The sequence below is a fragment of the Pedobacter antarcticus genome, from assembly GCF_900103515.1.
GTDB lineage: Bacteria > Bacteroidota > Bacteroidia > Sphingobacteriales > Sphingobacteriaceae > Pedobacter > Pedobacter antarcticus.
Genome location: NZ_FNGZ01000007.1, coordinates 69,309 through 83,248, shown reverse-complemented (window position 1 = coordinate 83,248; position 13,940 = coordinate 69,309). Strand labels below are relative to the sequence as shown.

Annotated in this window: 18 protein-coding genes; 2 read left to right on the top strand and 16 right to left on the bottom strand. The window is 37.5% G+C overall.

Annotated features, from left to right (window positions below):
* The first annotated feature begins 77 nt into the window (after positions 1-77).
* A complete protein-coding gene (locus tag BLR53_RS14470) occupies positions 78-2,072 on the top strand; it encodes an ATP-binding protein (RefSeq protein ID WP_074590730.1) in 1,995 nt (664 codons plus the stop codon).
* A gap of 30 nt (positions 2,073-2,102) precedes the next feature.
* On the opposite strand, the gene BLR53_RS14465 is transcribed toward BLR53_RS14470, so the two are convergent.
* The 16 genes from BLR53_RS14465 to BLR53_RS14390 form a co-directional block, all read right to left on the bottom strand.
* Entirely contained in the window at positions 2,103-2,495 is a 393-nt protein-coding gene (locus BLR53_RS14465; RefSeq protein WP_074590728.1) for an ANTAR domain-containing protein, read from the bottom strand.
* Between the two features lie 280 nt (positions 2,496-2,775).
* A complete protein-coding gene (locus BLR53_RS14460) occupies positions 2,776-3,072 on the bottom strand; it encodes a helix-turn-helix domain-containing protein (protein ID WP_074590726.1) in 297 nt (98 codons plus the stop codon).
* Positions 3,056-3,364, bottom strand: coding sequence for a helix-turn-helix domain-containing protein (locus tag BLR53_RS14455; protein WP_074590724.1), 309 nt, complete (start codon positions 3,362-3,364; stop codon positions 3,056-3,058). The genes BLR53_RS14460 and BLR53_RS14455 overlap by 17 nt, the downstream gene beginning before the upstream one ends.
* A 170-nt stretch (positions 3,365-3,534) precedes the next feature.
* Positions 3,535-3,822 carry a molybdenum ABC transporter permease gene (locus BLR53_RS14450; RefSeq protein ID WP_074590721.1) on the bottom strand — a complete coding sequence of 96 codons (288 nt, stop codon included), beginning with the start codon at positions 3,820-3,822 and terminating at the stop codon, positions 3,535-3,537.
* Between the two features lie 125 nt (positions 3,823-3,947).
* Positions 3,948-4,397, bottom strand: coding sequence for a DUF3872 domain-containing protein (locus BLR53_RS14445; protein WP_074590719.1), 450 nt, complete (start codon positions 4,395-4,397; stop codon positions 3,948-3,950).
* 12 nt (positions 4,398-4,409) lie between these two features.
* Entirely contained in the window at positions 4,410-4,970 is a 561-nt protein-coding gene (locus BLR53_RS14440) for a conjugal transfer protein TraO (RefSeq protein ID WP_074590717.1), read from the bottom strand.
* 21 nt (positions 4,971-4,991) lie between these two features.
* Positions 4,992-5,885, bottom strand: a complete 894-nt coding sequence (traN, locus tag BLR53_RS14435) for a conjugative transposon protein TraN (protein WP_074590715.1) — start codon at positions 5,883-5,885, stop codon at positions 4,992-4,994.
* Between the two features lie 24 nt (positions 5,886-5,909).
* Complete coding sequence (gene traM / locus BLR53_RS14430) at positions 5,910-7,226, bottom strand: conjugative transposon protein TraM (RefSeq protein WP_074590713.1); 1,317 nt, start codon at positions 7,224-7,226, stop codon at positions 5,910-5,912.
* Positions 7,213-7,500: a nitrogen regulatory IIA protein gene (locus BLR53_RS14425; RefSeq protein WP_074590710.1), complete on the bottom strand. Its 288-nt coding sequence runs from the start codon at positions 7,498-7,500 to the stop codon at positions 7,213-7,215. Before BLR53_RS14425 ends, traM begins: the two co-directional genes overlap by 14 nt.
* 21 nt (positions 7,501-7,521) lie before the next feature.
* Positions 7,522-7,953: a hypothetical protein gene (locus BLR53_RS14420; RefSeq protein ID WP_074590708.1), complete on the bottom strand. Its 432-nt coding sequence runs from the start codon at positions 7,951-7,953 to the stop codon at positions 7,522-7,524.
* A gap of 11 nt (positions 7,954-7,964) precedes the next feature.
* Positions 7,965-8,588 carry a conjugative transposon protein TraK gene (traK, locus tag BLR53_RS14415; RefSeq protein ID WP_074590706.1) on the bottom strand — a complete coding sequence of 208 codons (624 nt, stop codon included), beginning with the start codon at positions 8,586-8,588 and terminating at the stop codon, positions 7,965-7,967.
* Between the two features lie 21 nt (positions 8,589-8,609).
* Positions 8,610-9,605 (bottom strand): conjugative transposon protein TraJ, encoded by a 996-nt coding sequence (gene traJ, locus BLR53_RS14410; RefSeq protein ID WP_074590704.1) that lies wholly within the window; start codon positions 9,603-9,605, stop codon positions 8,610-8,612.
* A gap of 2 nt (positions 9,606-9,607) precedes the next feature.
* Entirely contained in the window at positions 9,608-10,240 is a 633-nt protein-coding gene (locus BLR53_RS14405) for a DUF4141 domain-containing protein (RefSeq protein WP_074590702.1), read from the bottom strand.
* A 27-nt stretch (positions 10,241-10,267) separates the two neighbouring features.
* Positions 10,268-12,772 carry a TraG family conjugative transposon ATPase gene (locus BLR53_RS14400; RefSeq protein ID WP_074590700.1) on the bottom strand — a complete coding sequence of 835 codons (2,505 nt, stop codon included), beginning with the start codon at positions 12,770-12,772 and terminating at the stop codon, positions 10,268-10,270.
* A complete protein-coding gene (locus tag BLR53_RS14395) occupies positions 12,769-13,101 on the bottom strand; it encodes a DUF4133 domain-containing protein (protein ID WP_074590698.1) in 333 nt (110 codons plus the stop codon). Before BLR53_RS14395 ends, BLR53_RS14400 begins: the two co-directional genes overlap by 4 nt.
* 11 nt (positions 13,102-13,112) lie before the next feature.
* Positions 13,113-13,418 (bottom strand): DUF4134 domain-containing protein, encoded by a 306-nt coding sequence (locus tag BLR53_RS14390; RefSeq protein ID WP_074590696.1) that lies wholly within the window; start codon positions 13,416-13,418, stop codon positions 13,113-13,115.
* 205 nt (positions 13,419-13,623) lie between these two features.
* Between BLR53_RS14390 and BLR53_RS14385 the strand changes: the two genes are divergently transcribed.
* Complete coding sequence (locus BLR53_RS14385; RefSeq protein WP_074590872.1) at positions 13,624-13,920, top strand: helix-turn-helix domain-containing protein; 297 nt, start codon at positions 13,624-13,626, stop codon at positions 13,918-13,920.
* Positions 13,921-13,940: the final 20 nt, after the last annotated feature.

Below are 13,940 nucleotides of genomic sequence, written 5' to 3'. Positions count from 1 at the left end.
AATATCTCTTTGTTCAAAAAAAATACGAGAAGCTATCAAAGTGTCCTACAACTAATAAAACAAACTGACAACCCATAATGAGTAGAATTAATATACAAGGAACTATTGATAACATACGCAGTAAATCAAATATTTACACTCCTATTATTGAAGCCATTGTAAATTCTATACAGTCAATTGTGTTGAAGAAAATTGAAAATGGCAAAATTGAAATAATTCTACACAGGGAAAAAGTACTCGAAATTGATAATTCCATACCAAGCGTAAAAACAATTGAAATACGAGATAATGGCATTGGCTTTACCCAAGAAAACAGAGATAGTTTCGATACATTTTACAGTGAGTATAAAAAATCTATTGGTGGAAAAGGTTTCGGCAGGTTTATGTATGTTAAGTATTTCAACAATGTCTATGTAAACAGTGTTTTTAAAGATAGCAACGCAACATTAAATTCTCGTTATTTCCGTTTTGGGAGAGAATATGAGATAATTGTGGATGAAAAAGTTGAGTTGAGCAAAGCTGTTGATACTTATAGCAGTGTAACACTCGAAAACATTAAATCTGGACAGAATTTTGACAAGCAAATAGAAACAATAGCTCGAAGAATTCTTGATAAAATATTAATTTATTTCATTAATGACACTTTCACTCCCCCAACTATTATTTTAAAGGAAGCAGAGGGAAATCATTCCATTGTTTTAAACGATTTTCTTACCGAAATCAATGAAATAAAACTATGGAAAAGTAAAGATTTTGTTCTTGAAGACGATAAGCAACAGAAATTTGATTTTGTTGCAAAAGTTTTCAAAATTTATTACCCCGGAAACCAAAAAAGCAAAGTTAGTTTGGCTGGTCATAATCGAGAGGTTACCGATACTCCTTTACATAAATATATTCCTGAGTTTGAAGATGAATTTTTTGAAGAGGATGAGAATAAAGTAAAAAGGAATTATATCATCAAGACTTACATTTTAGGAGATTATTTGGATAATAATGTATCGCTGGAGAGAGAAACCTTTGATTTTCCAAAAGACACCAAAGATATGTACTTCCCATTCGGACAAGCAGATTTGGAAAGGAAAGCAAGCGAAATATCGAAAGAAGCATTTGGAGAAGATGTTCAGGTACGTGTTCAGAAAAAAAGTGAACAGATTAGAAATTATGTCAATGAATTAGCTCCTTGGCATAAACCATATCTGAATGAATTAGATATGTCTTCAATTCCTTATCATCTAAAAGATGAAAATATAGAACTTGCCTTGCAAGAGGTCAAATTTAGAAAAGAACAAAAAACTAGAGCTGAACTTAAAATTCTTTTAGCAGATCCTGAAGTTTCTCATAACGGACAAATGGCTGAAGCTATCTCGAAAATTTCAGAAATAGGAAAAAGTGATTTAGCTCATTATGTTTTTAACAGAAAAATTGTTTTAGATGCATTCCGCCAATTATTAAAGCGAAAGGAAGACGGAAAAGGAGAATTGGAAAAAGATATTCATAATCTGATTTTCCCGATGGGTAAAACTTCTGAAAATTGCGATTATCAAGAACACAATTTATGGTTGTTAGATGAGCGATTGATTTTTTCAGAATATGTAGCATCAGACAAGAAAATATCAACAAAAAAAGATGCTTTAGGAGAACCTGATCTGGTTGTTTTTGACAAAAAGCAATCTTTCAGAAGCGGAGATAATAATTATAGTAACCCACTTACCATTTTTGAGTTTAAACGTCCCAAAAGAGATGCTTATAAAACTGATGATGACCCAATTATGCAAATTGGAAAATATGTAAAAGATATTCGGGCTGGAAAATACGAAATGCCTGAAGGACTTGAAAAAATTAAAGTCAACGACTTTACTCCAGTTTATGCTTACGTTATTTGTGATTTGACCTCTAAAATAAGAGAGTTTGCAGAAGAACTACATTCTTTGACAAAAAGCCCCGATGACGAAGGTTATTTTGGCTTTTTAAGAGGTTACAATATGTACATTGAGGTTATAAGTTTCAAAAAAATGATGGATGATGCTACCCTTAGAAATAAAATTTTCTTCAAAAAGCTACATCTGGAATAACAGTTTCAAGAAGGTAGACTTATATTCTAATCAGCCATTGCAAACTTTCTCGATAGCTTTTTTAAAATCGCTTCTATCGCTACCAACCAAAAGATAACTTTCAAAGCCGATTTTCAAAATAGCCTTAACAATTTTTTCTGTATCAATATCACTATGGGCAATAAGTTTGATGGAAGGATGTTGTGTCCTCATTTCTTGAAGTTGTTGGAGAATGACCTTGCTGTAAAAATCAAGGTCAATTACGCATACTTGTGGGAGGTTTTTTAATGCTGATAATTGAAATAATCCGTCTTTAATATTCTCTGACCGGAACAATATTTCTGTTCCTGAGGTAGCAAGACTTTTACAAATCTCATCCAGCACTGGGCTTTTATCATTGATAAATGCTACGCTAATTTCTTTTTGGTGGGCATCTGTTTCCATAACATCGATTTTATTGTTAGTGGACACCTTCAAAAAATAAGGCGCAGGCCACTACACTTACCGCACATTGAGGTACTGGTATACCCGACAACGAATAAGCGAGCACCTACGCCTATGGCATAGGTGTTCTTTCTTATTGTCCCGTTGTCTAAAAATTACCAGTTTTCAATGTGGGACTTAAAGTAAAAACACTTTAAGATTTTCTATATTTCGTTACAAAGATACTAAACTGCTTTTGATACTCATCATACCTTTAAAGCCAATTGGGTCAAAAAATTGATTAATAACCGGCTTTATTGGTTACATAATTCTGCTCTAGTGCAGTGAGTATATCTGATTGTTTAAAAATAATTTTGCCCCCTATTTGGATAAAGGGCAGTATTTTGTCATCCCTATATTGCTGTAATGTGCGTTTGCTGATGTGCAACATTTCACATACATCCTGACCAGACAGGTATATCTCACCGTTCATTACAGGACGGTAATATTTTAGTATTTCCTCAATATAGGTTTTCAATAAGATTATCATTTCGTGATGGTCTATAATTTCTTCTGCTTCATTAGTCATTAAATCCATCGGTGTAGGTGTTATACGGCTGTCCGGCTTCGAGCAAAGTCTTTACATCCGAGAGTTTATAATAATTTTTGCGGTTTAATCTGGAGTAAGACAATATGCCCTTATCCTTATAAGTCTGTAAAGTACGTTTAGTAATCTTCATCATCAAACACACTTCCTGGTTATCTAACCACTTTTCTTTATTGAAAATTGAGGCATATTTTTTAGTAGCATCTTTGGTCATTTCCAAAAGATCCTTCAACTCATTTTTCATTCCATCCAAAGCGGATTTCTGTATTGCGATTACTTCCATTTCTTCTCAATTTTCTGTGGAAGTTGAATTTATAAAGGATTGAAAAGAGATTTGGAAAGTTGGAATTGATTGGCTTTGAAAGGAAGTATTTGGCTTTTACTAACCGGCAAAAAAAAATCGGATAACCTTTTGGGTTATCCGATTTTTTTAGAACCTTATTTTAAAAATGATTATCTGCGTTGGTCGGTCGGTTCAGTTTTTATCTCTACACTTTGCTTTTTCTTATCATCTTTTTCACGGGAATAAACCCATAATGACAATAGTCCGAAGATAATCAGTGCATAAGCTATCCACTTGCCAACACGCTCAATAAACTTAATGCCAACCGATTTTTCATAAGAGGAAAAGCTTTCAGCACCTATAGGGCTTCGCCTGTAAAACTTTCTACGATTAATCCAGTAGCGAAGCGCCATGCCTAAAACCAAAAATAGTATCCCTATAACTAATGATGCAACCATAATAATAGCTATTACATTTCTACATATGAATTTACAAAAAATATTTGTTTCACTACATCACAAAAATATAAAATGTGAGCGTGGTAGCATAAAAAAATCCTGCCTTGCGGACAGGATTTTATTTATTAATCACTACTATTGAACTGAAAATTCAGTTTCTTTTCATTTCCAAAACTATCAGAAATCCATACATCAAATGATTGCGACACAGTGGACGTAGAAGTATAATACAATCGAAACTGCTCTGTTGGTAAAGGATATAAATCGTTTGGTAGATACGCAGGTTCATTATAATATCTTAAAGTTCCCTGTCCATCAAACTGAAAGTAACGGATAAAATATTGTGTATTGCTGTAATTACCGCTTCGTTTTATTGTCATCCTTATTTCTACGGTTTGCCCATTCGATACGTCTTTGGGAACAGGCATAACCTGTACTTCAAAAGGAAAATCGTTCCGTATTTCGAGTTCGTCATCTTTGCTACAAGATACCAAAGTAACCGAACTTGTGAGGATTGCCAACAATACATATAGTGGCAGTAATCCTATTTTGAATTGATTGAAAAATGCTGTCATTATTATACGTTTTTAAAAGTTAAATCTTAATGCCACACCTGCGGACGGACGGAATTGTTTCATATCTGTACCCCATAAAACCTTTGTACGTCCTTGCAGGACTAACACAAATCGGTCGGATAGATACGTTTCAAAAGTCAGCCGACCACCAGCTCCGTAAATGAAATTGTCCTCACTCACTATTTTCGCTCCGTCATCCAACATTGCTTCGCCACGGTTGATGGCTTCATAACCGATTACGCCAGTTATTCCGGCATTTAGCGTTATGTTTTTTCGGGCATCACCCAAGAGGAATAAACTGTAACCGCCTTCGGCTGTGTAAGTTTCTTGCGGAATATGCAAGTCTTTATAAGAATGGTATTGGTGCGTATATTCCAATGCCCAAAATTGGTAATTGCCGTTTTTGCCATTTATAGTCATTGCTAAATTGATATAATAATCGTTTCCGATTTTATCGCCAGATAATACACCGGCACTTACTTCCAAGCCTTTTTGCTTAGGTAACATTCGTTGTGCTTGTGCAATCGTAATGCCCATTAATACGAACATTACGGTATAGATATACTTTCTCATATTATTACTTTAAAAGGGTTATTAAAATTTCAGGTGCATATCATTAATTAGTCGAGCCTTGATTAAATCTGAATTCTCTACCTGAAGCGTTTGGTGTCTGCCACCGTTTTTCTCAAAGATTTCAATCAGCAAAACCTTGTCATCGGCAATGGTAAACTGGTCTAAAAGGAATACGTTTTGTTCGATTGCTTTCCCGCCAATCTCATTCAATGGCTTATAAGTACGTAATGGTATCATTGGTCTTTCCTGCACTACGGTACGCTTGGCTACTTTTTTATCTACTACTTTGAAATTGATAAAATCAATTCCGAAAGGCACATTGGTACGGTTTCTCAATTCTGTATGGAAATAGTATTTGCCATTGTGTATGTAAATTCCTTTTAGGATAAACTGAATACCGAAACTTTTAGCACCGATATGCTTTACAATTCGCTGGTCTTTTTTGTAAATCGTTTCCAAAAGCAAACCTGACAATGATGGCGAATTGTTACCCAATTCTTCAAAAAGCACATCATTTCCATTTTCCTTATCCACTGCTTTTTGCATTGTCAGCAGATCGTAACTCAACGCTTCCGGATAAGCACTATAATATACATTGAAGCTGTAAAATCGACCGTCATTGGTAATTACCGAAAAATTGGTTTCCGTTTCGAAATCTTTTACCGATGCTTTTACACGAAGTACGTTTTCCGCATCTTCTGCTTTTCCTGCAATCAGGTATTCGCTTCCCAAATCCACATAACGTATGGCGGTTGGGAAAATCAAATGAGTAGTCTTGTCATAAGTTACTTGCATTTGGTACGGTTCTATCTTGCCTAAATTTAGCGGTGCTTTTATACTGTCTTGTGCAAAAGTGTTTACGGCAAAGCCGATGATAAGGGCAAAAGCCCAAAAAGTTTTTATATGATTTTTCATTTTCTTAATTATTTGAGTTCAATATTATTTTTTAGAAACAAGGAAAACTTGATGTCCTGCTTTTAGCGTAACTTTTGGTGTTCGTATTTTTTTGGCGAAATAACCCGAAATACCTTGTACGGCACTTTTACTGAGGTCGGAACCAATCTGTTGTCCTGTTGACGAGTTCATACTGAAGCTTGAACCTGTGGCATTTCCCATATTGGCTACGATGTCGGTAACTGCATTACGTTCTGGCGAACAGGGAACGTACAAACCCTGCTGACCATCGAGGTCGTAGATGGTTATATCTACTGGGATAATATTGCCCTCAAGCTCAATAGATGTAACTTTTAACTGTAACCTGCCACCTTGAAACTTTCCGATTGCCGTTAAAATTGTTCCCTGCGGAATGGTACGGTTTGGCGTTTGTGCAGGTTCTAACAAACGCAGTCGTACACCGCTTTCGCCAATAATGGTCTGTGTTTCCTGTATGCTGGCTTTTACGCTATTTTTTGGTTGAGCGACTTGCTCTACTGTTCCAGCAGTATAGAAACCTCGGTTTTTTTTTTCGCTCCAGTCGGCTAAAAAAGCACTATCCGTAGGTTCTCTGTACAAAGCCGATACAGCTTTCTTTCTTGTAGGTGTGAATGCTACAAAATATTCTTTCTGAGAATTTGAAGAAGAACCTCGGCTAGCACTGTCGGTGCTTACAGGTTTTTCGGTATTTCCTCCCGAAGGCAGATACTTTGAAGCCATCTGATACGATTTTTCCATCAACGTCAATTGGTCATTTACAGTTACACCGACAGGTATATCTTTTTCAGCCAATTTTTCTTTTAGTTCGTCCAATTGCCTGCGTAGTTCTTGTGTTTCGCTGTTATTATCCTGATAAAATGAACCTAATGTGCTTTGTGCATTTCGGTAACTGTTTAGTGTAGAAGTGCCCGATTTTCCAGTCATCATACCATTGTTTTGGTCTTCTTCGGGCAATTCTTCTTTAGTCTGCTGTGTGCTATCGGTATTCCAATAATCCGATAGCGTAGTTAGGGCATTTCGGCTTTCCTGGTCTTTCTGTTCCAGCATATCTTGCTCATAAGCTTTTTGTTTATCATCCTGCATTCCTGCTTCGGTAGCCTGTGGAAAAGCATCGTTTAGTCCGATGTTTTCCATTTCTTTTTTATCTGCCGAGGGTTTAAATATCAGGTATAAACAACCCATAAAAACAATCCCCATTAAACCAAAAATGAGTGGTTTTTTAAATCGTTCAATGGCACTCTTTTTATCCTCCGTAAGGTTGGATACTTTGTTTTGGTCGCCTTCCTCAACCAGAATGCTGACCCTTTTTTCATTTTCTTTCATAAAATTTATTTTTAAAAATTGTTGTCAATGTGTCCTTCAGCTTTTCAGGACTTTCTTTCTTTTTGAGAACAGGATTTTCGATATGCTCAATGACCAAATTGTTATCGGCTTTGCCTGCATCATACCATACTTTTAAAATAACTCCTGCGGTAAGCAGTAGATAGCCTATAAAAAAGTATAAGGTGTATTTATGCTGTTTTCCAACGGGTAATGCCCGCCATCGTTCGTCCAACTTGTTAAAATACCTATCCATATTTGCTCTTAATTTTTTCATGTCTTAAATTATTATTGGCTATCACATTTTAAACCCTCTTTTTTGGGAAGAAATGTGTTGTTTAGGATCTTCAGATACTTGGGCTACGGCTTCCTTTAATGTAGGAACCGAACCTGTTGAAAGATTTGTTAGTTCTGATTTCTTCAATAGTTGTCCGTAGCGGTCTGTCCTTTCAATGTCCATCTTTTGTACATCGAAAATGCCGTTTTTATGTCTTATCCACATATTACATTCAATCCTCGGCTTGTCATCTCCATTCCATTGGAGGTAAGTCGATAATAAAAAAAGTTCATGTCTATTCGGTTTTTTCGTACCGTTGTGAGAGGCTTCCAAGTATTCATTAATGCTTTCTTTTAACTTGCCCGGATAAGATGCTTCCGTTTGGAAGTAACTGTTGTATCCTTTATCTGTCAGTGTTTTCACGAATGTGTCTAAATCAAGTAACTGTTTCATAATCTTTGATTTTAACGTTGAATAACTTCAATGTCCTTATTCTCTACCACGGCAAATTTTTCAATATTGAAACCTTGCGGGTTATTATCTGAACGGACAGAGTTTACAAGGAAACAGGACGTTACCAAGCTTCGCTTTGTCACATTGCTGGAACGGATGATGAATTGCTTAGCGTAAGTACGCACTGCATAAGGATGATTGTCGAAATTGCAGACCACACTATCCACCTCGATACGTTGCTGTACATTACCCGATATGATACGGTTGTAATAGCCTTTTTCGGAAAGATCTTTGTAATAATCAAAGGCACTTTTATCGGCAAGATTGAACGCCCGTTTCATATTGCTTTCAATGGCATTTTTGTCGGGTGCAAGTGTAAAAAAGAGTTCGTGAAAACGTCTTACGTGTTCCCTTGCCTCAACTGGACGGTTGATGGACGCATCTTGCGAAAGAGCCAACATCAATGATTTCCCATTGTCCAGTACATAAACTTTTTGGCGTTGTTCTGTTGCAAAGCTGTAGGACTGCCATACGGCATATCCTACAACGCTAATGCATAGAACGGCAAACACAATGGCGTACAGCCTTATCTGTCTAAAGCTGTTTTCGATATTTCTGAGTGTTTTAAATTCCATTTCTTAAGTGATTAATTTTATTTACTTATTAATTAGCCTGCCACCAATATTTCCTGCAACAGACCCAGCTCCAGCTCCGGCAAGATTTCCCGATTTCATTGCAGTTTGGTTAACATTACGGGTAAAGTTTCCGGCACCCCCTGCCTGAATAATCCAACCCGTTACCGTTGGAATTGTAAAATATCCTACAATACCGATAATCATAAAAATGATATACACGGTATTACTTGTATCGGGTATATAGGTTGGGTCGGCAAGCATTTCGATATCCCGTTCCAATATCAGCGATTGTATCCTTGCTAACATCGAACTGAACAAATCTGAAACTGGAAGCCAGAGGTAAACACTTATATACCTTGTAAACCATTGCGAGAGCGTGGATTGAAAACCGTCCCACACGGAAATAGCAAAGGCAATTGGTCCGAGTATGGACAACACTATCAGAAAAAATGTTCGTATGGTATCAATAACCAATGCAGCCGCCTGAAAAAGTATTTCCAGTAAATTGCGAAACCATTCCTTTATTGCTTTCTCAATCTTGTAGGCTTGCCTGTCCATATACATTCCTGCCATTGTTCCCACATCAGAAGGCGACCAGCCCAATTCCTCCAATTTCTTATCGAATTCCTCATCCGATGCCATATAAGCAGTTTCGGGATTTCTTACCATTGCTTCGTATTCCAATTGGTCTTTCTGCTGTTGCAATTTATTGAGGTCAAGTACCTGGTCTTCGAGAATGGAATGGGTTCCTGTTACTATCGGATTGAGAATTGCATTGATGGTTCCCAACACGATTGTTGGGAAAAACATAATGCAAAGTCCCAAAGCAAACGGACGTAACAATGGAAACATATCAATTGGTTCGGCTCGGCTTAAAGCCTGCCAAACCTTTAATGCCACATAGAACAAAGCGCCTAATCCGGCCACACCTTTAGCTACTCCTGCCATATCACCGGCAAGTGGCATCATATCATCGTACAGCGAACGCAGTACTTCGTGAAGATTATTCCATTCCATTTTTACCAGTATTTTTGGTTAGAAGTTCCATACAAATCAAGCACTCTCTTGGCATCGTTTTTCTTTTTCGCTCTCAAATAGCTGACAGAGATATTCTTGTTGGTGTAATAGCGAACAAGGCTGTGATAGTCTTTCACTTCCTTGTACACACGGTCGATAACATCCATACGCTCTTTGTCATTTAGTGAAAGGCTGGATGAGGTTATGATCTGCTTCAATTCCTTTAGCAGTTCCGTACTTTCATTTAGCAATGAAGAATAACCATTACCGATGGCTACCAATTCCTGTGGCGAAAAATTTGGATCGTTCATCATCTTGCCAAAATTCTGCACATACATTTCCGAAACATCGCCTACCAACAAAACAGTCTGTTGCACTTTTCTGGCATCTTTTACAAGGTTGTTTATAGCTTGTAGTTTGTCGTAATACTCTTTGCCTTGCTTATAGACTTTTTCTACTTCCTTGAAATTCTTAATCACATTGCTTACAGTGGAAGAAGTCTGTATAATTTCGTTTGCACTATTGAGTATGCCAGAAGCCAGATTTGCAGGATCTGTAACCACGAATTGTGCTTTTGCGGACGGTGCTACGGCAAGCGTTAATGCCATACACACCATAAAAATGATTTTTTTCATTTTCTTAAATTTTAAATTGTTAATGAATTATTGATTTGCACTATCACGCCGTTGCATAGCGATGTGCTTAATGGCGAGTTCTACATTGCCATCCAGTTCAGATGCGAGTTGCATCACTTCCAGTTTTTCGGTTTCTTCGGTGGTGTATGCGAGATATTCCTCCAAACTAACTTCTGTGGCATATACCGCAGAGTGTGTTCCGCCCAAGCCAATCCATACTTCCTTGTAAAGTCGTGATGGGTCGTTGTTCATATTGATAGAAAGTACTTGCGCTTTTTCCTTATCTGTAAGTCCTAGCATTGCCTGTATATCATCGAACTTGTTCATATACTTTCGCTGGTCGAGCAGGATTTTACAATCGCTGTTGTTTATGATACTTTCCTTTACAATGGGCGATTGGATGATATCGTCCACTTCTTGTGTTACCACAATGGCTTCGCCAAAAAACTTCCTTACCGTTTTGAATAAATACTTGATGTATTCAGCCATTCCTTCTTTGGCGATGGCTTTCCAGGCTTCTTCAATCAGGATGAGTTTTCGGATACCTTTTAGCCTTCTCATTTTGTTGATGAAGACTTCCATAATGATGATGGTCACAATTGGAAAGAGGATTTTATGGTCTTTGATGGCATCAATCTCAAACACAATAAAGCGTTTGGAAAGCAGGTCTAATTGTTTATCAGAATTCAACAGATAATCATATTCGCCACCTTTGTAATAAGGTTCCAAAACATTGAGAAAATTGGCAATGTCAAAGTCTTTTTCCCTTACTTGTTTTTCTTCCAATACCTTACGATAATCGCCTTTCACATATTCATAGAAACCATTGAAGGATGGAAAAATATCATCTTGTTTAATGCGTTCGATGTAACCGCTTACGGCATTTGATAATGCAACTTCTTCCGAACGGGTCGGTGGTTCATCATCACGTTTCCAAAGGGTAAGTATTAAGGTTTTAACACTTTCTCTTTTTTCAATGTCAAACACACCATCATCGGTGTAGAAAGGATTAAAGGCAATAGGATTATCTTCGGTATAAGTAAAGTAAACGCCGTCTTCGCCTTTGGTTTTGCCTTTGATGAGTTCGCATAAACCCTGATAAGAATTGCCAGTATCAACCAACAAAACGTGAGCACCTTGCTCATAATATTGGCGAACCATATGGTTAGTGAAAAACGATTTTCCACTTCCCGAAGGACCCAGTATAAACTTGTTCCGGTTCGTGATGATACCCCGTTTCATCGGTAAATCCGATATATCCAAATGAATAGGCTTTCCGGTCAATCGGTCAGCCATCTTAATGCCAAATGGCGATGGCGAATTGTCGTAATTGGTTTCTTCTGTAAAAAAACACAAAGCAGGTTCAATGAACGTGTAAAAACTTTCCTCACTCGGAAAATCGCCTGCATTACCCGGCATTCCTGCCCAATATAGTGTTGCTACATCCGTAGTGTTGTGGCGTGGTTTGCATTCCATTAATGCCAAAGCGCTACCACTATCATTTTTTATTTGTTTGAGTTCGTTGGCATCATCTGACCAAGCCATAATATTGAAATGCGCTCTGATGGATGACAGTCCAAAACTATGTGCCTCATTCAGGTATTTTTCTATCCACTCTTTGTTGATTTGATTTGCCCGACTGTAGCGAGCCAACGAGTGCATATTTCTTGCAGACTTTTCAAACTTTTGCAGGTTGGCTTCGCTATTATCCAAAAACAAATACTGGTTGTAAATATGATTACAGCTTAACAGCAATCCCACAGGTGCAGCAAACGACAAACGGCAGTCGCTTCGGTCGGTAGATAGTTTTTCAAAACGGGTATCAGCAGATACTGTTCCGGGTAAATCGTCGGTATCAGATAAAGTGTGCAGGCACAATCTTTTGTTACCAATACGAATTTCTTCGCCACCCAATGCAATGTCTTGCATCGGTGTTCCAACTTCTCTTGATAATGTTAGGTATTGCTCCAATAATCCCTGCTTTCCATCTGTACCTATGATTTCGTCTTCGGTCAACCGTTGCAGTTTGATAAACCCGCTATCGTTTACGATACGTTCAAATTGTGCTATGGCTTCCATAAAGCGATGTATCACTTCCTTATCCCTGATTTCCTTCGGTATCAGTGTTCCTCTGCAAAGCGAACTGAAATTACTCTGCATTCGCATACGCTCTTTGCTCGTTTTAGTTAGGAACAGATAACAATAATGGTTCAGAAAAGGACGTTCATTGAAATGGCGTTGGTAGGATTTTGCTAGAAAACTTTGGTCATCTTTTGCCAGATCTGGCGCATAATTTTCTTTGATGTACCAATCCTGTTTATGGACTATCGTGAAATCTGGCAAGGTTTTGATAGCCTTATGCCAAGCGGAATGGATAGCTTCATATTCAGCAGAAGCCACGGTAAACAGCTCCGGCAGATGTACTTCAAAGCAGGCAGTAATGTCCGCATCTTTTGACAGAATACAATTGTTCTCTACCGCCAATAATGGAAACTTGCTTTCCAGTGTTGTTGATTTTGCTGTATTTATCATCGTACATTAGGTTTAGTGGTAAATTTTAAATAACGATGTACAGGCTTGCGACAAATGATGTAGCGAGGATGCCGTTTATTAGCCGCTATTTTCATTAATCCGTATTCGCCATATTTTCTGTTCAGCGAGAAGGTTTGCCACACAATCAGCGAAGCACCACCTGCTCCAAGAAAAAGACAGATGTAAGAATTAACCCCGATCATATATAGTATCATCACCAGGATTAATGTGCCGAGCAATCCACCTGCGAAAATGAACAAGTATTGCGCTTTCAACCCTTTAAATTCCACCGTTCTTCCAATACCCTTATTGATGTTATAATTACTCATAAGGCAGGGGATTAAAGAAAGAATGAACGAAGGACGGTTGCCGCTACGATGAGGAAAATACACGCACCGAACCACGAAGCCGCCGTTTTGCTCGTATCAGGATCACCCGAACTGAACTTGTTGTACACTTTAACACCTCCGATGAGACCTACTACGGCACCAATGGCGTAGATGAGTTGTGTGGCAGGATCGAAATAAGACGTTACCATTTGGGTTGCTTCGTTGATACCGGCTGTACCATTTCCTTGTGCGAAGGCACCAATTCCCGACAGCATAGCCACGGCTGCCAGCAAAGCTTTTTTTCTCTGTTTTTTCATAATTGAAACACATTAAATTGTTATTCTTTCCCACACCTTGCGGGCTTTCGTGACAAAGGTGTTTCAGAAATAAAGGCGTTATAACAAAGTGACAGTCAAAGGAATTGTTTGGCTGTGGGTGGCATAATTGGGAAACTTAAATCCTTATTTTTTTAAAGTTTTTTTGTTATATTTGACTTATTTAGACAAGTCTTATAAATTCAAAATGACATTTGGAAAACGCATAAAAGAATTGAGAGAAAGTAAAGGTTTATTCCTTAGAGAAGTTGGCGCAGCTTTGGAGTTAGATAATGCTTTTATCAGTAAGGTAGAAAACGGGGAAAGGTTGTTGCCAAGAAAACATATTGAAAAACTTGCAAAATTTTTCAATACCGATATTAATGAACTATTGGTTTTATGGCTGTCAGATAAAATAATTGAATTGCTACTAAATGAACCTGTAGCAGAACAAGTTTTAAAAATATCGCAAAAAAGATTAAGAAAAGATGAGAATAAAAACTAATCAAATACTATAACCAACTA